The organism is Spirosoma validum (assembly GCF_014699035.1).
Taxonomy (GTDB): Bacteria; Bacteroidota; Bacteroidia; order Cytophagales; family Spirosomataceae; genus Spirosoma; species Spirosoma validum.
In genome coordinates this window covers 34,137-54,720 of record NZ_JACXAA010000017.1, presented here as the reverse complement: position 1 = coordinate 54,720, position 20,584 = coordinate 34,137, and the positions used below count along the sequence as shown (strand labels likewise).

15 protein-coding genes are annotated in these 20,584 nt (G+C 42.3%); 4 read left to right on the top strand and 11 right to left on the bottom strand.

Going from position 1 to position 20,584, the window contains the following annotated elements:
• Nucleotides 1-40 precede the first annotated feature (40 nt).
• From brxC to IC230_RS29820, 6 genes are all read right to left on the bottom strand, one after another.
• A complete protein-coding gene (gene brxC, locus IC230_RS29845; RefSeq protein WP_191042738.1) occupies nt 41-3,661 on the bottom strand; it encodes a BREX system P-loop protein BrxC in 3,621 nt (1,206 codons plus the stop codon).
• Entirely contained in the window at nt 3,662-4,249 is a 588-nt protein-coding gene (locus tag IC230_RS29840; protein WP_191042737.1) for a DUF1788 domain-containing protein, read from the bottom strand.
• Nucleotides 4,246-4,839: a DUF1819 family protein gene (locus IC230_RS29835; RefSeq protein WP_191042736.1), complete on the bottom strand. Its 594-nt coding sequence runs from the start codon at nt 4,837-4,839 to the stop codon at nt 4,246-4,248. The genes IC230_RS29840 and IC230_RS29835 overlap by 4 nt, the downstream gene beginning before the upstream one ends.
• 195 nt (nt 4,840-5,034) lie before the next feature.
• Complete coding sequence (locus tag IC230_RS29830) at nt 5,035-5,946, bottom strand: hypothetical protein (RefSeq protein ID WP_191042735.1); 912 nt, start codon at nt 5,944-5,946, stop codon at nt 5,035-5,037.
• Nucleotides 5,943-8,528 carry an N-6 DNA methylase gene (locus IC230_RS29825; protein ID WP_191042734.1) on the bottom strand — a complete coding sequence of 862 codons (2,586 nt, stop codon included), beginning with the start codon at nt 8,526-8,528 and terminating at the stop codon, nt 5,943-5,945. The genes IC230_RS29830 and IC230_RS29825 overlap by 4 nt, the downstream gene beginning before the upstream one ends.
• Before the next feature lie 118 nt (nt 8,529-8,646).
• Complete coding sequence (locus tag IC230_RS29820) at nt 8,647-11,937, bottom strand: helicase-related protein (RefSeq protein WP_191042733.1); 3,291 nt, start codon at nt 11,935-11,937, stop codon at nt 8,647-8,649.
• Between the two features lie 186 nt (nt 11,938-12,123).
• On the opposite strand from IC230_RS29820, the gene IC230_RS29815 reads away from it, so the two are divergent.
• Nucleotides 12,124-13,578 carry a sigma 54-interacting transcriptional regulator gene (locus tag IC230_RS29815; RefSeq protein WP_191042732.1) on the top strand — a complete coding sequence of 485 codons (1,455 nt, stop codon included), beginning with the start codon at nt 12,124-12,126 and terminating at the stop codon, nt 13,576-13,578.
• A 31-nt stretch (nt 13,579-13,609) separates the two neighbouring features.
• Here the strand turns inward: IC230_RS29815 and IC230_RS29810 are convergent, their stop codons facing one another.
• Together IC230_RS29810 and IC230_RS29805 are read right to left on the bottom strand one after the other, a co-directional pair.
• Nucleotides 13,610-14,503, bottom strand: a complete 894-nt coding sequence (locus IC230_RS29810; protein WP_191042731.1) for a relaxase/mobilization nuclease domain-containing protein — start codon at nt 14,501-14,503, stop codon at nt 13,610-13,612.
• On the bottom strand, nt 14,500-14,979 hold the full coding sequence (locus IC230_RS29805) for a hypothetical protein (protein ID WP_191042730.1): 480 nt from the start codon (nt 14,977-14,979) through the stop codon (nt 14,500-14,502). The genes IC230_RS29810 and IC230_RS29805 overlap by 4 nt, the downstream gene beginning before the upstream one ends.
• A 198-nt stretch (nt 14,980-15,177) precedes the next feature.
• Between IC230_RS29805 and IC230_RS29800 the strand changes: the two genes are divergently transcribed.
• From IC230_RS29800 to IC230_RS29790, 3 genes are read left to right on the top strand one after another with little or no spacing between them, the layout of a single operon-like run.
• Nucleotides 15,178-15,519 carry a hypothetical protein gene (locus IC230_RS29800; RefSeq protein WP_191042729.1) on the top strand — a complete coding sequence of 114 codons (342 nt, stop codon included), beginning with the start codon at nt 15,178-15,180 and terminating at the stop codon, nt 15,517-15,519.
• A gap of 22 nt (nt 15,520-15,541) precedes the next feature.
• Nucleotides 15,542-16,273 carry a P-loop NTPase family protein gene (locus tag IC230_RS29795; RefSeq protein WP_191042728.1) on the top strand — a complete coding sequence of 244 codons (732 nt, stop codon included), beginning with the start codon at nt 15,542-15,544 and terminating at the stop codon, nt 16,271-16,273.
• Nucleotides 16,260-16,748, top strand: a complete 489-nt coding sequence (locus IC230_RS29790; RefSeq protein ID WP_191042727.1) for a hypothetical protein — start codon at nt 16,260-16,262, stop codon at nt 16,746-16,748. The genes IC230_RS29795 and IC230_RS29790 overlap by 14 nt, the downstream gene beginning before the upstream one ends.
• A 263-nt stretch (nt 16,749-17,011) precedes the next feature.
• On the opposite strand, the gene IC230_RS29785 is transcribed toward IC230_RS29790, so the two are convergent.
• The 3 genes from IC230_RS29785 to IC230_RS29775 are packed head-to-tail and all read right to left on the bottom strand — an operon-like array spanning nt 17,012 to nt 20,554.
• Nucleotides 17,012-18,703: a response regulator gene (locus tag IC230_RS29785; protein WP_191042726.1), complete on the bottom strand. Its 1,692-nt coding sequence runs from the start codon at nt 18,701-18,703 to the stop codon at nt 17,012-17,014.
• Entirely contained in the window at nt 18,672-19,394 is a 723-nt protein-coding gene (locus IC230_RS29780; protein ID WP_191042725.1) for a hypothetical protein, read from the bottom strand. The genes IC230_RS29785 and IC230_RS29780 overlap by 32 nt, the downstream gene beginning before the upstream one ends.
• Nucleotides 19,391-20,554, bottom strand: coding sequence for a hypothetical protein (locus tag IC230_RS29775; protein WP_191042724.1), 1,164 nt, complete (start codon nt 20,552-20,554; stop codon nt 19,391-19,393). The genes IC230_RS29780 and IC230_RS29775 overlap by 4 nt, the downstream gene beginning before the upstream one ends.
• Nucleotides 20,555-20,584 lie beyond the last annotated feature (30 nt).

Sequence of the window (20,584 nt, the reverse complement as noted above, 5' to 3'; positions counted from 1 at the left end):
GAAAGCCTGCCGGATGGCTTTCGCTCTTTCGCTCTTTCACCTATAGGGAGATGCGTTTATTTTGTTGAATCAGTGCTTTCAGCGAGGCCCGCATCGCTTCGACGTAGGCATCAACGTCGTCTTCGGTTTTTAATTCGGGTTTAGCAAAATCAATCGTTACGCTCTGTCGATTCACATACGTAACAACCGGCTCCTGAGCTGGAACCGGATACGTTACGGGAGGCCGGTCGGGCGTGGCTGTTGCCGGGCTGGGCTGGCTTGAAACCTGGGTGGACGGAGATGAGGCCGGTGTTTCTTCATCTGGCTTCCCGTTCGCTGGTTGGGTCTTTACAGCGGGGGAATGAGCCAGCCTCACAATAACATTGAGCTGTTCGGTCAGCTTCTGCTGCGCTCGTTGCGCCAGCGATTCTATCGTACCGATATATCGTTGGTGTTTGATTTCTTCGAGCAATTCATTGAGCGGCTTAAGCACAACGCGTTGTTGATCAGCTAGTAATCCGGCAAAATCTTCATGCTGCTGGAGCCGTTCAATGCACTGCTGCACGGCGTTGGTTGCCTGCTGTCGACGTGCCTCTCTTTCAGCCTTCACCTTATCGGCCACTACGTCCATAGCTGCTTTTGCTTCCTGCATTAGGTTGCCTGCAAAGGGATTGGGGCTATCGAAAATCGTTTTTAGTCGATTCAGCTCCGCGCTGTCGATGTAGCTAAAGTTCGACTGATCGCCTTTGATGAACTCGCGCAGCCGATCAAAAATACCCTTTTGCGGCCCATTCCAAAATGTACGGATGGGCGCAATCAGGTCTTCTTTGGCGTCCAGCAACGTATCAGCAAACTGCCCCGACTGATTCACCAGATAGGCGTATTCTTTCTGACTTAGCTTGCCTAGTTGTTCGGTTACAGGGGCCAGCGCATTCAGGAAAGCGTATTGTCCCGAACTGGCCCGTAGCCCGTCAAGTTCCATTTTTAGCTCCCTGGCCCGTTTTTGAAATGCGATGGCCAATTCTTTGGCTTCAATCGTGGGTGCCTGTTCGTCAAACAATTCCGTGTATAGGTCGCGGAGTTTTTTGACTTTCGACGGTTCAAAATCTTCCTGAGGTTCCAGCAAGGTTTTATCGAACAAACGGCTGTTTGTTAGGGAATCTTTCATACCCGTATCGGCCAGTAAGTTCGCATCCAGCCGTCCTTCCAGCTTACCCCGTTTGTAGAGCCGGGCGATGAGAGTCAGCGTAGCGGCTGGGTACCACCCGTACGGTTTGCGATTGAAATGCGTTAGGAGGTCATTGACCGTCGTCCGTTCAGCAGCTTGTTTGCGTCGTTTCAACGTAGCCAGCAGATCGCGCTCGGCCTCGCCTAGGGCGCTATCATCGTTTCGAAAAAGATCATCAACGCGGCTGTTGAGCGTCGTTTTAATAGCCTCCTCCGAATACGTTGTATCGCCCAGCATCGTCAGGTTCGGATACGCTACCCGTATCAATTCCTGAGCGGCTGCATTAATCCGGTTGCGCCCCTCACCGGATACGCCTAAATCCAGAACCGAACCATTCAGCCAGATTTTACTATCGGCCAACAGGCGGTTTAGCTTTACCTGCAAAGCTCGTCGACGGGCGCTATTCTGCGTACCTTTCTCGGAGATGATACGGCGGGTCGTATCCGTAGCGGCCGACGAATTGTTCTGCCGAATATAGGTATCCGTTTTTAGATACATCCGTACATCGTCCAGCAACTGCATATCGGGAGCCAGCTTACAAAATAGCTGCGTACTAACTCCCATCGAGTGTGCCCCAATCAAGGCTTCGTTATCGTAGTTTTCGAAGTTAGGCGTTAGCATATTAATGGCTAACTCCCGCTCGCGGCCACTGGTCGTTACACCATCGATTTTCTGCGTGTAGTCGTAATCCTGCTTATTAAGTTGATACCGTATTTTGGCATCCTTGACAATCTCGCCAAAAAGAAGGTCACTCAACAGCCGATTATCGGCTCCCAGTTCGAGCTTAACGGCCTTAATTTCATTCTCAATGTCTTTTTCCTCATCGGTCAGGAACTCATACGTATCCCCGTTACGCTGAATATACGTTTGGGCTTCGAGTAGATTCAGAGCTTCGAGTACAGTTAGTTCATGGGCCTTCAGATTCGTCGTTAAATCGCCAGTGAGCAGAATCGATATATTCCGCAGATTCGCTTTGAACTCCTTCACATATTTAACCATAAACAGCGCCCGTAGCACCTGCTTGGCCAGGTCGTTATCGAGCTGTTTGGTCGCCTGCGTAATGGAAGCCTGCGTCTCACCTCGAATAGTCGAACTAATGCCATCGAACAGCCGGTCGAACGTAACAAACGGCCCAATTGGCCCATTAGCCATTTGCAGTACAACCAGTTGAAAAACGCCCAGCATCGACCGTTCACCTACCGACGCATGTTTCCCCTGAAACGCATTGTGGGTCGATAGGCCACGAATAGTGCTCTGAAACAGATCGAACTGGTATGGTAAAAATGGGTATTTATCCACAAAGTCGGCTTCGTTGCGGAAGCCTTTAAAGACTCGGCTCTCTACGAACTGAAATACGGTTTGCAGGTTGTGCCGATCCGTTTCATACCGCAGTTCAAGCTGCACCTTAGCGGCTGCCGTTTTCTCCAGGAGCCTTTTCTGAATCACTTCATCGACGTTGGCTGATGTCAGACTCAGCCGTGTAGCAAAGCGGGCCTGAATGCGCGAAAAGTCGTTTTCCTGTCGCTGATTCATATCGCCAATAACTTGAGCCATGTCTTCCTGCGCTGTCACCAGTACCCACGATTGGCCCTTAGTTCGAGTAGCTAATGTTTCAGCAATGGTTTGCAGATTCAGCATAAGTTTGCTGTTATCAGCAATGTACTGGCCAATTTCGTCCACGAAGAAATTGAGTCGAAATCCTTTGGGTTGACTGGCAATATAATCCTGCACCCGCTGGCAAAAATCATCAACCGATAATTTATAGTCACGGTGGTACGTGTCCAGTACGTTCCGGTTATCGTCTGGCTGATTACCACGTACCCGAGCCAGCGCCTGCGTAATCGCGTCTTCTTCCCAGGCATAATCCATACGAATATCGGTCCAGGAGCGACCCGTCAGATCCTGGATCGCTTCTTTAAAGGCTTCGTAATTTCCCTGCCGATCCAATGCCCGCTCGAAGTCAGCTACGTGTCCCTGAGCACCGTAATAGCCAATGAAGTCGTTGAAAACCTTATAGAAAACTGACAAGATGGCGTCGGGCTGCTGTTTGCTAATGACATCCGCTTTCTGATCGATATTAAACAGAATGGAGCAGGACGGAATGCGTACCGCGTTTAGGATGTCGGCCCGTAGTAATGCGTTGTCCTGCGCTTTATCGGCAAACACCTGCCCAATCTGACGCCCGTCATACGTTTTGTTTTCGAGCACATAGGACAGGATTTTCAGCAGATGCGATTTACCACTGCCGAAAAAGCCCGAAATCCAGACGCCATTGGCTACTACGCCGGGCGAGGTGTCTTTATAAGCCGCAAAGAAAATCTCCAGCTTTTTGGAAAGCTCCTGTGTAATAACATACTCATTTACTTCCTGCTCAACGTGGCTGGTATCGTCGGCTTTAATAACGGTTTCAATGGGGCGGCCAATAGGTTTGGCAAAACTATCCTGAAGGATCATTTACGAATGAAGATTAGCAAGGTTAAAGGCGCGGTAGTAATTATCGTCATGCAGCAGGCCAAAGAGTTCAAGTGAGCGGCCGTTATATTGCCCTGGAAAAAATATAACTAGCGGAGGCTGAGTTATCACACGCTGCAAATTATTCAACACAGTATGCGAGCGAATAAACGGGAAGACTTGCCCAACACCGGTCAGAAAAACGACCTGATGAGGAGTTTGAGCTAGGCGGGCTTCAATAGCAGGTACTAAACGTCCCTCTACACTCAGCGACGACTGCATGGCTCGCAACAACTTTTCTTTTGGCATGGAGGACTCCCGTTCAATAATTTGATCCAGACGATTTTGCTCCGTTAGCAGATCAATACAGATCGTATATAAATTAATCTCTACAACGAGTACACCTTGCTGTTTCAGTCGATTGATAAGCCTGGCCGTTGCCTGTTCTACTTCTGCTTGTTGAACAGGCTCATAGGCATGGATAAAAAAACCAATCTCACCACCCAGGGCTTCTTTCCGTAGAAATCCCGGCGACCGGATAACGGCAAACAAATGATCAAATTGATCGGTAAGTGATGAAGTAGTAATCATAAATCTCGGTCATTGAAAAGAAGCAAAGGCAAATCAGCAGGTCGGGTCTGGCGAATCAGGTCGGCCAACGTATCGAGAACAACCGGTTGTGTAATGACTCGCTGCTGAGTTGACATTATGTAACCAGCCCCCGCCAGAATTTGAAACAGGACCTGACGAATCTTCGCTTTTGATGAATCGGATAATTCATCTAATTCATCGTGCAGAGCCGCTTGCTGATTAAAAAAACGGCTGTAGTCACTATCACTAATATCAAATTCAAATCGTTGATAATTGACACGTACGACATCAAGCACAAACTGACGTACGAAATCGTAGGTTCGACATATAGCAATCAGGATCATTTGCCGTTGTGTTAGCGTATCGGTGTGAAGCAGAAAATCCATTTCTTTGTCAGCCAGTTTCTTTAATCGATGGATTAGCTCCCGGCTCTCACGGGTAACGGTTGCGGCTCGCCCTAACTGCAACACATCGCCTGCTATAGCCATTTGTTTAACTTTCTGCCAGTCAGCACATTGTTGATACAATTCAGCCAGCCGAATACTTTCAGCCAACCGAAATGAAGCCGCTGTAAAAGAGAGACGATACATTCGGGTACTATTATGGTAGAAAAAATCAAACCGCAATAGTACCTAAGTTCGGGCGGCTTTACAACGTCATAGGTTCCGTAATTTCCTCTGTAGACGAACTGATCTCAGGACCCAGAATATAATCTTTAATGAACTCCTGACGTGATTTGTAATGACTGGAAGTTAAACTAGATCATCTGAAATCAAATGAATCAATTAAGCACGGTTGCGCATGAAATCAGAAAACCAAAGCAACAAATCCGCTAAAATATCTCCATAACTGGAAAGTGTATAATAAGAGATTGAGGCAGGATAGTCATGCATAGCAACCGTACTCAAGGCTTTTTGAAGAAAATCAATAGACATCCACAAATGAAAAGGAATATATGACTTACCACCAAAATCGTATTTCTTGTTTGTCTTACTCCATTGAGGCTTACCTCCTAGATGCCAAATTGCATTGGACAAACTTTGCTGATTACCAATCTGTAAACCGTCAGGTAACATCTCACGATCCAACTCAGCTATTTTGGCGAATATAGCTTCCATAATTGGCCGGATTAGCCGAGCGGTGTGTTTAAGACGGTTACCTTGCCTAGCATCTTTTTCAGTTAGAAAAGTTATTAGGTCATGCTCAGCCTGGGAGTTGCTCAATATATCGATAGAGTTAAAAAGCGGTTCGTATTGCTGTTTCAAACGTCCTTCATCCGAATTTTGATAAGTCCTCCAGATGTGTTCAAAAAGTTTTTCTGTCGCATTTTCTTCATTTTTATCGATAACAATGTGATCCGCTCCACTAAGATCACTAGCTAAGTCAGCAAATCCGGTAAAGAAACAAAAGGGCAGGTATCGGTCTAGCTCCTTTGCTAACCGTGGAATTTCTTGTGCCGCTTTGATAGCAAAGCTGCTGCTTTCGGTTCCTTTAACTTGGCCACGACGCCGAAAACCCTTCCCATCAAGAATAATAAATTTAATCCGATTATTACTTCGAAGTTCAAGAATACCATCATCAAGGTTATCAACTCCTCTGATGAGGATACGTTTGCGACGAGCTTCACCAATTAGAGATTCACGAACATTTACATCATCGTCAATAAATAGGACGTTAATAGGTTTATCTATATTCATATTGGTAAAATGATTTTAAATTGAACAGGATAGGCATCACTAGTACGAGAAAACAATTCAATACTCCCCTGATGCTTCTTAATAATTTCATTAATTACAAATCCGCCGAAACCACTGCCAGAACGTTTATTAGATGTACGGCCTTTCTCAAAAATAACCTCATTGTCCATTCCATCGGCCATTCTTCGACCATTGTTCATCAAAAGGATTTCTATATTTGAAAATTTGCGTTTTGTTATTTCAGCGATAATACTATTTGTATCATTAGAGTTCTTATATTCAAATCCATGTTTTACAGCATTTTCTACTAAATAACTGAAAGCAGCTTCCAGTAAGAACTGGTCAGCTCTCAAGGTAACTTCAGGCCCAATAACACGAAATGAATATGTATTATCTCTATTCATTTCCAGTATCTTTTCAAGAAGTTGCTTTATTTGAACTGGTTTTGTTTCAAGAGGCACACTCGTCTTTATTAATGCATCTACTTTGTTCAATGAATTTTGCAAATACTTTATGCTTTTATTGATGCGATCTGTGACATTTGTTAGCCGAAGTTTCTCAAGATCGCTTTCATCCTCACCTTCAAATATAGGTGCAGTATAATCTGTAAGATTAATTGGGATTTGTTCTTCGCTTTTTTCGCTCAGATAATCTCTTAATGTAGTAAAGTCACTGCTCAAAGTGCGTAGTGGCTGGGCCATACTATGCTTAAGGGTTGAAAAACGTTCATAAGCAATCTCCTCTCTCTTTTGTATTTGGCTCAAGCCAAGGCTTTGTCGTTTATGTTCTATATATTGTTGTTGCTCTTCATATGGTGGTATATGAATTCTAACTTTATACAAATCTTCTCTGCGGATATATTGAAAATGAACTCCCTGATAGTACGCTCGCACTTGTGCTTGTACATTTTCTTCTTGCAGCTGATAAACTAAGTATTCAGGTATTACTAAATCAGATAAAATTTGAAGAGGAATCACTGATCTACCATCGATTATCAGCGGATCAACCACATCAACAAGTGTAGGGCGTAGATTTGGCCCTGTTAAAGACAATAAAAGTGTGTTTTTAGGCAATCTAATCCCTTGAAGCTGGCTAGTAAAGCTTTTAATGGATTGAATATTTAGATAAATTGACTCAAGAGTGTCTAATAAACTACTAGCTCGGACAATAGGAAAGCCAATACGCTGATCATTGATAACATCTCTTTTTATAGACTGATAGCTCCCAATTTGCCTTAAAGGTTTTACTAATTGTCCAAGCTCAGAGTTACCATAATTTTGAAAAGATGGAAGGAAATATATTGGTGCACTAAGATTGATATCATTTAAAATTATGTCTTCTATACTAATTAAACGAGATCTACCTTCTTCTTCTATTCTTCTTACAAATGAAGCTGACAAATCCGCTATGCTATCACTCAATTCATCATTTGTGAGATTATTTGTTTTTATAAATAAAATAGGTTCACCTTTCAACTCCGCCTTAGTTATATGCAAAATTGATGTTTTGATAGATGCGAGAGGTTTAAATAAACCTGGCGGCAATGAAATTACTGACCTAATTCTACCAGAACGAACAAGCAAATCTCTCTCTCGTTTGTAACGATGGCCACTTAAATAGTTATCCGGTATAATAATTAATGCTTGTCCCTTAATCGAAAGTTGCTCTAATACACATTCAATTACGTTATGATATTTTTTGTCATTATAAAAAGGTGGATTCGAAAGGATTAAATCTGCGTTATGCTTCTCTTCTAGCTTGAAAGCATCTCCCGTAGTATATTGAAAATTTTCTACTCCATTTAGAAAAAGGTTTATTTCGCCTAATAATGATGTCTCTATTACTAAATCATTAAGATAATAAAATCGATCTATATTTGGTTGTATTTTATATAATTCAGCAATAAATGACCCACTTCCAGCGAAAGGATCAAATACCGAGTAAGATGGCAAAGTTGAGCCTAGTGCAGCAATCAGTTCAGCGCTAGTAGAATTTGGCTCTATGAATTCAACCACGGATCGATTTGTAGATCGAAATAAGTCAGTAAAATAAATGCTAAAAAGGTGATCAGGTATCTCAGAGACTTTAGATTCAATATTTTCAAAGTCTTGCCAACTAATAAGAGTAGATTGCTTAATAAAATAGCTGAATTGATTGGTTATAGTCGTATTCTTACCATTAAAGTCAAAATAAATTTCTCTAGCAAATTCGGCAACCGATAAATTTAAATACTTCTTAGAATCGAGTTTCAGCTTGGTCAATAAAGCGGGGCGTGAACGTAAGCGCAAAACGAATAAAACAATTGGCTCTAACGCATTTTGATAGTATCTCGAATGCGTGAGTTGGTTACGAATACTATCTATAATTTCCCAGAATATCTTTTCATAATTCAACATTATGCTGCCGTTCGAATAGAAACTAAATCTATTTTTTTCACTAGTAACGATTGAATTAATCTGCTCGGCAGATACTAAAGTACTGTACTGCTTACCAATTTCGGATATCAACTGTTCCGTGAAAAGTCTGCGACGACGATGAATCAGAACTTGTTCTATAAAATCGGCTATTTGTGTTTCTTTCATTATTTCTATCATCTACTTAATATTAAAGCCTGTTTAATTCAAGCATCTTATTTTCATAACACCAACCAGAGAAAGTTAAACAAACTTCTTTGGTTGGTATAATTTCCTAAAATGTCGATTAGGCAACTTCTACCTTAACATCCTCCTCTAAGTTACCTATCTCGCAGCCCATAAAGTAATCTTCAATAAACTGCCAGCGCTCAGCGTCGGTCATGGTTGCGGCAAAAAACGATTCGAGCAGATTCACCGAACGCTTCTGTCGGTCGTGGACTTCCTGCACGATGCTGTTGGTGTAGGCCGAGGTAGCGAAACGCTCAATTTTCAGAGGGTCGTTGATACGAATGAAAATTTGAGGCAATTCGCCACCTGATAATTCGTATGTAGCCAAGTCAAACACTTCCAGAATGTAAGCCAGTTTGAGCGTATCGCGATTCTTCTCTGTATTAGTCGATACGTAATGACGACGATGCGATTCCGTAACAGGCAAGTTGTTAAAGAGCGCACTAAACTTCTGCCGGGTAGTATTTGCCACCTGCGCCAGTGCGGTGTTGATGACCTGGTACTCCACATCGCTCGTTCGTTGTGATTTACGGGTTTGGATAAAGTTTGTGCCCGTTGGCTGGGCGTGGCCATTGCGACCAAAATCTGGCTTTTCGCTATAAAGTGTTGTTAGCAAATTAGCCGCTTTGCGGGCTAAGGCTTCATCACCGAATTCATCCCGTAGTTTCCGATATAATTCATCTTGTGAGAAAAATCCCCGGAATGAATGCATGACGCGTTCCAACTGTGTTAACCGCAGTGTTAGCCGGTCCAGCGTTTCCGACCAACCCGTGTTTAGCGTTAGATCATACTGCAAACGGGGCGACACCGAGGTAAAACCAAATTTTTCAAATAGTGTCCCAGAAAAGAACTCCTGTTTCATTTTCGGGAAACTCACATCTGGTAAAATAGCCTCCCAAAGCCGGTCTAGCTGAATACGGTAGCAAACCCCAGTCTCCGCTCTCGGCAATATAACACCCCCACCTTTCCCAGTATATGCCATGGCTTTTGTAGCTCGCTGTGTCCCATCGAGCCGGGTAATAAATTCACCAAAACGATTCTCGAAGGCCTCAACCTCGGCATTGGTGACTTTAGCGTAGACGACCGAGAAAAGTGCTTTGGGGCGAACAATTAACACATTGTAATTATAGCGGGCCAGGTAATCCTTTTCTAATACCAGTAGGGCGCTTTTGACTTTCTGCTCGGGGTCCTGATCATGCGGAAAAATGTACGCAAAATCGTCAACTGATACCAGGAAGTTACGCTTCCGCTTAAGCCGGTACATATTCCATAGTTTACGTAACACCAGACCCACCTGATACTGTTTGAGCGACGACAGGCCAAACAACACCTTGGCAAACTTGAGATCACGCTCATTATAATCCATACTGGCGACGCCCGTTAATCCTTTCTGACGAGCGAGTCGCCCAAACTCCTGGACATAATCGGCTAGCGTGCCCGACGGGGCATGGTGATACACCTCTCGAATGTCCGATACATCGACCCCCATACCAAAGGCTTTGGTGGCCAGCACCACCAGTACTTCACCGGATTTGAAGCGTCGGAGCGCACGTTCGCGGTCGGCCTGAGCTACTCCACTGTAGTACATCGCCACATGGGTGCGGGTCTCGGCATCCAGTAAGGTTAGTACGTCGCGTATCTGACTAATCCAGGGAAAATAAACGATAGACTTCGTACCATTTTGCACCATCTGACGAATGTGATTTACTGTCACAGCCAGCTTGTGTTGCTCATGGTTGCCTTCCACCAAGGGTGATTCGTCAATCTGAAACGAAATTTCGGGACGGATGATATTCCCAATATACTTAGCTGGATTCTGCATATTCAGACTTGAAATAGTCTGATAAACCAGATCGTTTGGCCCGTCGTGAACAGCTGTAGCAGTCAGAGCCAGCACTGGAAAGCGGTGGTTGGTGTACCGGCGAATCTTCCGGATATAATTACCCAGGAACCAATAATCGACTCGAAAATCGCGGCCCCAGGTCGTCACTAAATGCGCTTCATCCACAACCAGCAAACCTAACGGACGTTCACCAATGAAGGTACGAATGTCATAGGAAAGTAGCAATTCGGGCGATAAGTAGAGCAAGGAGATTTCCTTTCGGGCAATACGGTCGATAATGTCCTGCCGCTCAATAAGTGTAATATCCGAGTTGATGAAAGCTACCGCATTGTACCCCCGCTCGCGACGCAGAGCCTCAACCTGGTCGTACATCAGTGCTTTTAGGGGTGAAACGATAATTGTTACCAACTCATACCGCTCGGCCAGGTAGATACCCGGTACCTGAAAAAGTACCGATTTTCCCGCTCCAGTTGGTGACGTCAAAAAAATGTCTTCGTAAGGTTTGGTATTGGCTTGAGCGGCTTCAACTTGCTGAACCAGATGCTCGATAACCGCCCCCTGCGACACGTCGATTAACTCGCGACTAATGGCCGGGTCACGATAGATGCTAAGCGTTCGGAAAGAGGGAGCCGACTGGGTATGGTTCGGTGTTTCAGCATTCTGCCAGTAGCGTTGCAGGATATGTAGTAGTTCAGGTCGGTACGATGCGTCTCGAACGGTTTGACGAACATAAAACTCGAACGGCACTTCGGCCTGCTGTAGCATAAAATGCAGGATGCATAGCTCTTGTTTTTCAACGAGCGTACGGGTGTTGGCCTGGTCAATTAGAATGTGTATGGGCTGGTCGACAGGTTCGTTCCCAAAGATCTTCCGCTTGAACTCCTGATAGGCATTATCCGACGAGAGGAACGAAATGGTGCCAGCAGGTAGCTGATCGTCTATGATGGACTGGACAACTGGCAACCGATCCACTCCAGTAAAGAATATGCCCTTCACTACGTTCGGGGCGTCCATGGCTTCGTTGGTCAGGTATTGTATGTACTCCTGCTCTCCCTGCCGAAAACAGTTGGCATAAAATGAACAGAACACTTCGTCATCAACGATGGGGCGATTCTGTTCAATCGACCATTCGACATCGACAAAACTATGATTCGATTGATTCGGTACCCGCCGATAAAACGGATTTTCGAAAATGATAAACTGACGACCCAGCCGTTCGATATTACGTACCTCCTGAGAGAGCTTCAAAAATTCTTCGTAAAACAAAACAACATTATGAGAAGCCGGTTTGCGGAGCAAAAACGCGTAATCCAGTACGTTCTGGTCAATGTAGTCCAAATCGAGTTTACCATCCGGATTGACCGACTGTGTATCAACCATCGGGTGCGATTGCCCTACTGCCTGGACGAATGGAATGGGAAAGCCTTTGTAGACAAATACCTGATTAGAAGCAGAAAACTGATCACTAAGTTGGGCAAGGTGCCAGGGAAGTAAGGAATTGAACATAGATGACAAGTGTTTACGTGACTGTTTTCCTTAATCTGATCAGATAGTAAAAGGTGAATACTAATCACCCATTTTCATCTGTTACAGTACATATGGCAAATTAAGGACCAACCCAAATACTAGCTTATTTTAGTTATTTTTCGTACTATTAATATCAATTTCTGATTTTACTCATCAATTTTTGATATGAAAATTTTATTATCCTGGTATGCTTTCAAAAATGATTTTGTGGATGCTGAGGTCGATACAAATGGGCCAACCTATCAGTTTTATCAGTATTTTTTCAATCATGACAGGCATATTATACTCTCGTCCATGACGGGTGAGGACCTCCGGTTAGAAAAACTCATTAATCGGTTATCCCTCGATTTTCCTGCCCATAAGGATAAACTGGAAGGACGGTATATGGCCATTCGGGACATTATTGATATGCCCGAGATCAAGACCAAAATAGAAGCGTTGCTGCTGAGTTTACAAGCCGATCAGATCGACCTGTTTATTTCACCGGGTACTCCAGCCATGCAGGTAGCCTGGTATTTCTGTCACCAATCGTTAAAGCTACCTACTACTCTATACCAAACTCGGGCTCCTCGTTTTACAAAGACAAACCGACCTGAATTGGTGGCGGTAGACGTAGAGCAATCCGTGATTCCGGTATCTGTACTGGTTAAGGAAGGTCTTCAAGACGCTGGACATACAGATGCGTCGGACTATCTGATTACTCCAACGCTTAAAACAGTGTATGATCGAGCCGACAAACTGGCTCAGACGGATAAGGTCACGTGCCTCATTCAGGGTGCCAGTGGTACGGGTAAGGAACACCTTGCCCGCTATATCCACGAACATTCGGAACGACGTACAGGAAAGTTTGTGGCTATTAACTGCTCAGCTTTCGGGGATTCATTGCTGGAGTCTCGACTGTTCGGCTATGAGAAAGGCGCTTTTACCGGAGCGGAGAAACGGACTGATGGCTTCTTCGATATAGCTAAAGGAGGAACGTTGTTTTTGGACGAAATCGGGGATATAACTCCTTACATGCAACAAAGCCTGCTGCGCGTATTACAAACCGGGGATTATACACCCGTAGGATCAACCAAAGACCGGAAATCAGATGTACGGATTATAGCGGCCACTCACCAATCGTTACGAGAAGCGTGTGGAAAAGGGCGCTTCCGATGGGATTTGTTTTATCGGCTATCCGTAGCCGAATTACGTTTACCAGCGCTCTCTGAGAGAGGTCAGGAAGAAAAAAGAGCTTTACTGGATCACTTTCTGCGCAAAAAACAACAAATCTTCCGTCGGCCTAAACGATTGGTGTTGTCAACAGCCGTTTATCGAGCTTTGGATCAGTATCAGTTTCCAGGTAATGTGCGCGAGTTAGAGAATCTAATCGAATCCCTATATGTCTTTTACATAGATAAAGTTGACGTTGATGATTTACCATCTTGGTTAACCCAGCCCGCTGATGATCTGGCTAGCTTCGACTGGTCTTCTCATGAAAAAGAGTTAATTCGAAAAGCCTTAATTTACTTTTCCGGTAATAAGGCAAAGGCCTGTGAAGCCTTAGGTTATGGCTCAATAAATACGTTGGTCAATAAGATTAGACAGTATGATATTACGTTACATAACAAGGCTGACTAATAAATGATTAGGCTTTTAATTCTATGGCCAGTTAATGTATTCTATGGCTAAATAAGCTGTTTTGGCGACCATGTTTTACTACTTTTTGAGGATCTACTATAATCTTCTTGGAAGCTTCTAATTGCTCTTTAGGCGAGCGAGTGTTCAGTAGCGATTGCTGTATCTGTTTTTGTAGTGGCCCTGCGCTAAACTCTTTACCGATGTTACGTCCTCGAATGAAATGACCGTTGGCTTCAAACGTAATTCCTGTTATAGCTCCTTTCCCCTTTTTCTGCTTTCTATGCTGGAAATGGATCTGAATTTGCTGTAATTGAAGCTTTTGAGCCAGCTCAACCAGAGAAGAAACATTAGGAAGTTCTGCAACTACAACCGCCTGAATTTGGCGTTTAGCATCCATCCATTCCGCAGACATCACTCGCCCGTTAACTATGTTAGAACGCTGCCGTTCTGCAGCAACGATCAGACCTTGTCGTTTGGCAATACGTTTGGCTGCTTCGCGGCTACGATCTTTGCAAAAACTTTTGTCAACCGTACGGCCATCAAAATCTACCCGACTCATCACTAAATGGATATGGGGATGAGCGGTATCATTATGTTTTACTAACAGCCACTGTATATTATCGGGATCAAGACGGAGTTCCCGCATATAATCCTCAGCTAACCCAATTAATTTAGGGTCAGTCAGTTTGGGGCGGTCATCCGCATGAAATGCTAAGGCAGTATGCCATACCGCAACCCCTAAGTCTGTATTAAGTACTCTGTGCCGATTGAAATCCGATATCATCTGTTCCATTGATCCTAACCGTACGCCATTAGCCGCCAAAATTTCGGCCTGCTTGTTAACCTGTAAATCGTCATGATGGCCTTCGAATAGATACCGTACTACCCCACTAAAGCTACGTCCTATACTTACTTTAGCAATCATATGGGTACGTTGATAATAGGTACACCCTTCCGATCAATTCTTCGAATTCGATCATATTCATCTAGTATAGCGCTTATTCTTTGTATGAGGCTTGTTACTTGTACAACCACCGCCAGAAATCCTCCTGCATCCGCCTGTCTCCCCAGTTGCTGTAAGTAATTAGACTGATTTGCTAACTGTCCTAAAATCCGCTCTTGCTCAACGGTTGCTAAAGGCGACAGTCCTTTACCCAGCCCGTTCATTTTCATTAAACGCCTAATTAGCCCAGCCATTGATCCATGCTGTCGTTTTGGCCTTGCATTACGGCCAGTAGGTACAAATAACGGTTCATGACCAGCTAGTTTTTTAAAGTATTGATATTCGCTTTCGGTTAAGGCAATCGTCACTTTATGACACCGAATCTGCTCCGCTTTTTTGGTTGGGCGTCCCGAGCGCTTAGCTTGCGAATCTTGGTTGAAAGTATGGCCTTGTTCCATAGACAGATTTAGAGAATTCTAAGTGAAACAATCATTTTCCCCCGGCGAAAAGACAACTCGCTCCAAATAAAAATTATCAATCTTCTAATAATTAGCCTAAAATATTCTAATAATAACATTTTTTCTAACATTTATTTGACAAATCTATAATAATTAGCCGAAATGATGTATTTTTAAGTAAAAATCAATTGTAGACATATGATGAACGCTACGACGAAAAAGGACTTGCTCTATGCTTTTCGAAAACGTAATACAAAACGCAGAGACCTGCTCTTTTTACACTACCAAGAATGGTTTGAATCTCCCCTAACGGCTGATGTACTGGCCCAAAAAATTTCAGATGATTTGGGCATAGAGGTAGGTCCCAGTATTATTTATCACATCCGATCTAAACATAAACCCAGACGATCTAAACTAGCGATGAAATCAGTAGGTAAATCAGTAATAGTTAGCCCTAATCCCCAAGCACTTGCCGTAACAGTACCCGATTTAGATTCACTTACTAAGCAATCTTCACTCATCCAATTCCTAGCAAGCTAATCACTATTTACCGAGCAAACCGATGAAACAATTTCACTTTATCCTTCAAGCCAAAGGTGGCGTAGGTAAATCATTTTTGACATACCTCTATGCGCTGGCGAATGAACATGAACCCTCCGTTTTGTTTTTAGATGTAGATAACTCTACAAAAACTAGTGATCGCCAATTGGCCTTCCTTAGAAGCCAGAAACGGGTAGCTAAGCTTTCTCTTTTCAACGAGCGCGATAAACAAGATCGGCAATTACTACTTCGATCGGTATTGGAGTTATCGGCACTTTCCTATAATAAGTATTTTTTAGATTTTGGAGCACCAGAGTCCGAACAACTTCCCGCCTTACTTCGACGGGATATTCCAGCAGCGCTTTTCAAACGGGTTGAGCAGCAAACACAAGGCCAGTTTATTTTCCATATTGTCATTGGTGGTAATACGGCGTTCAAACCTTGTATTGAATACCTTGTGGATGTAGTGACCTTGCTTGGTCAATTATTTCCGGTCATTGTACATGCCAACCAATACGGGTTCGTGGGGCCAGCCCGCTCAGATCAACAAACTGTACTACAACAGTTTTGTCAATCAAATGCTATACCTCTGCAAAATTTCGGCAACATCGATGCCGATAGTGAGGTTGGCAAGCAGATTATTCATTATGCGCAATTAGGCAAAGGCTTATCTGAATATGACTTCTTAGAGCGTATGTTAATGGAGCGGGAAATTGAGCAATTAGTAACCGAACAGAGTAATGCAGGTCATTGACGATCGACGGGCAGCGGCACAACGCAAATATGGATTTGACGTAGGTAAAACAGGGGCTTTATTGCTACTTGAAGTTGATGAAGTTGGTAGCCGCTATCAAACGCTTATTCAACAGGCAACAGCTGGTATCAGAGAAAGTCAGCAACCATTGCAAACCGATAATCCCAAGGCGGCTTTCTGGTACGGTGTAGGTCGTAATGGAGTTTGGACTATACCAATAATGCTTACTATTGCTATAGTGAGTTGGTTTTATTCCCAACAGCAAAGCTATCAGGCGATTAAAGCTACGTTAGATAAGTACCCGAATGCCGCCGAGTTTCAGTTTTTAATGCAATTGGGCCAGTTGGAGCACGCAGAAGACGGAGCTTTAAATTTAATTCTTAGGGCAGCTCCGTCAAAAGGTACTATTGAAGCGGGTAAACATTACGTGTACAACAGCGACTGTAAGTGCGTGAGAGTACCATTGCATTATTGATCGCAATGTAGGAGAGGGTTTTGATTAGGTGCTTTTTAGTTGAAGAGCCTTCCAGGCATACGTCTGCTTAACTTTATCAAACGATAGCAGTGCTTCCCCAGATCTATTCAAAAATTTCTCAATGTGTAAAGCTGCTTTCCACTGGCCCTCAGTTAAGTTTAGCAAAGTAAGATAAAATACTAGACATGGTGTGGTAGAGATGTTGATTTCTGGCTCAAAGGTTGGAAGTAGAAATGCAGTGCTTATACATTAGATCTGCTTTTTTATAACTCAGATACCAACTTATAAACCACTTCAAATATCATAATCACGTCTTGAAGATTAATTTCGGCAAATGACTCGTTCTTTGTAAGGTCAGGATGCTGAAATGCATTCCTTTTGCTAACTATATCTACAGTTCTATCTGAAGAGAAACCAGCGAAATGAATCACATTGAACAATTGTTGCTTATACGGTATATTAGGGCTAAAATGATGGTCATTAGTTTGTATTTCTAAATCGTGGCCAGTACTTAGTCCTGTATCAGTATTAAACTTCTTAAGGTAACCCCCTTTTCTAAATTGAAATTTATATATATTCCCACTTACTTCTCCGTCATAATCAATCAATTGTTTAAACAGAGCTTCTAGTATGAGAAAGTAAAGGGTATAAGCCATACTCAAACCAATTTGAGAAGTATTATCCGTTTTATAGTCTGTAATAGAATCATAAGAATAATTTAAGTAACGAGAAATTTCCACTGCTAATTCTTTATTTATTATTCTTCTCTTCTTCTTTTCCAGTAAAGAACCTTTTAATGTGTGCGTTTTTTTAAACATTTCTTTAAGGAAAGATCGACGCAAACAATATTCAGCCTCAGCTTTAAAATTCATAAAATTCTCAACTGAGAAACTCTGTGAGAAATTATATTCTGGAGATTCCTTTATATAATACCCATCAGCGCCATTATCAAGTAATGCTTTTAAATTCCAAACTTTATTAGAAGCAGTGAACACTATAACTTGATTACCGTTGTTATCATGTTTAATATACCGCACTACATCTGTACCAGAAAACTTATTAGGCTCGACTGCTTCCTCCTCTTCCTTACCTGTTAGGCGCATGTCAACTAAAAACAAATCAAAGCCTGTCTCAATAATTAACTTCTTTTCCTCATCTTTAAAATCAGACCAACCTGATACACGCCGATTAACTACAATAAAATCTTGCGGATCGCTAACCTTAAAAATAACGCGTAAAACGTCGCTCCATCCTTTGTCAGCTTCATCATCAATTAATAGAATTTTTTTTCCAGTTGCATTAACCTGAACTGGGGTCGATGATACTGGTTTTGCCGCTGGGTTAGCTGGTACAGAAACGTGCTTCGACGTATTATTTATTGATTCGATGTATTTAAAATACAGCTGCTTTTGGGCTTTTACCAGTGATTCGTTCTTACTTAAAGCATTGGTGCCGGCCGCTTTATTTAATGCATAAGCTCCCCACTGATTAGCTAAAGAGTGTCTTCCTACCGTTTCATCAGGTTGTAGTTGTATTATCCTGAGAAACTCGTCTAAGGCTTCTAACCGTAAGGGAGGAAAGTTTAATCCATTTCGTATGGCTGTAACATCGAATTGCTGCAATGAACAACCTTTAGTAGTCAAAATACGACCCCAAATACCAGCCTGTCGTAGAATGACTTTCAATGTATCAGAAGCTATAAACAAGATAGGTACCAACCGCTTCTCATGCATTTGAGTCGTTAACCGAATGTGCAATCCAAGCTTAAGTCCATCATAGCCATCCTCACTGTCGATCAAAATAACTAATTTATCAAACTCAACTTCTTTGAGTGTATTTAGAGTGAAATCGTGCCGATCATCATCCGATAAGAACCGAGGTAACTGAATAAATTTGAACCCAAGAGCAGCTACGAAAGTACTTTCATCTTTGCCAAGCGTAAGTGTTTTTGCCATAGTTCTCGCTAATACTTTCAATCACCAATGAGATATTGTCAACAAAGTTACCAACTGTAATGGGGTTATCTTCCAGGCTATTTACAAATTCGTTATAACCCCCATCGGGGTTCATAAATTCATAGAAACGTTCCAGCATAGTCAATTTTGGCAGGAATGATAAGTCCATCATTTGGCTTCGTTCAAATATTACTAAAGGTTCTATGAGGCAACGTGCATATCGGCCTGCCTCAACTAACCTATAATTTTCACCATAGGCTATTATTCTCAACTCAATATGGCCTGTAATTCTATAATGGCTCAAAAACGGATAAAGTCGCTGTTGGTAAAGTAACGTTTTATTAATCTGCTTAACCCAATACGGTTTGTTATCGAAGTCATAAATAGTAGCTCCTGTCATTTGATTGCTGAATACCACAAGCGGTATTTTATCACCGTTATCAGATAAATCTTCAATTATGCGTCGAGCGTTCGTCGTAGAGCCACTCATGAACTTTGCATTTGCATCTGTATCTTCTGTACTCTCGTGTATAAATAGACAACGAGCGTCCGACATAAATCCTAAATCTGCATTTTGTGGTAGATGTGAGATAGCTGTAAGGCAATCACTAAAGCTTCCATCATCAACATAACTAACGTTGAATGTGGTTTTCCGTTTATCATCTTTGTTATCATCCAATAAGTAAATCATTTAAAATAAAAAATTAGTGTGTGCATAAAACCTGGTTGCGAAATAGCTTCTAATTCTTCAATATTAAACTCAATTTTAGAGTCTTTCATACCCTCTTTTAATAGATGAAGACGTATCGGTTTTTCATCCCAAATAGTTTCAATATACCAATCACAATAGCCAAATAAGTTTTGACGTATATTCCACAGATGGCCACCACCTTTTTTATATTTTTCCAGTGTTTCACCTAAAGTCTTATTTGTTGGATAAGAATTTTCTTGAAATATTTCTATTACTCTGGTTCTATAATCATTATCTATTAATCTTTTATATCGAATCGATACGTTTGGATATTTAGGACGCTCACAGATTTCATCAAACAAAGCGCGAAGAGCTCTCCTGAAGTTAACCACATAGGTATAAAAATCTGCTTTATCGAGATCAAAGAAATCGAAATTAAACTCACTTCTTTTTTCCTTAAACTTATCGTCAATAACTAAATTAATTAAATAATCTAAAGTATTTTTTACTCTAGTAGACTTCCTAAAGGACTGTACTATATTTTCAAAATCACGATTTTTTAATGGATGACCATTATGCCTAGCCCAATCTTTCCATTTTGGAGATGCCCATCCCTCTTTCATTTGTTTTTCAGCAGTCCAGTCTGGAGCTTCCTTGAAAGCAAAATTTTCTATCAAACTCCATAGAGATTTTGGAATTATATACTTTTTGTCATATTCTTTAAATAGTATTTCTGAACTAGATAAGAAATCATCTACATAAAAAGTAGCATTTGGTTCATCAAATTCGTGAGTCAGATATTTTAGACCATTTGAATCATCAAACAATTTCATAAAATTGGCTACATCTTTAGGCTTGTGTGGGAATGCTCTGGATACCTCATCAGTTTTAGGATGTCCAGTACTTAGCGAATTAGATTGCTTTTCATTACCCGCCTTGATTTGGTTATCAATTGAACCATCCAAGCTTCTGTATTGATTTGATCCTTCATTCTGTAATACAATCGAATTCCCTGAGATTTTACTATCCTCTGACTGTTGTCCATGCCCCCCCACTGTCATCTCCTCAATTTCCACAACATCATAAAATCGACTTTTTAGACGCTCAACACGTGTCGATTCTCCCTCCTTCGCTTCGAGTTTATCTATCTCGCGCTGCATAGCAATTAGAAACTGAATTCTACGGGCGTC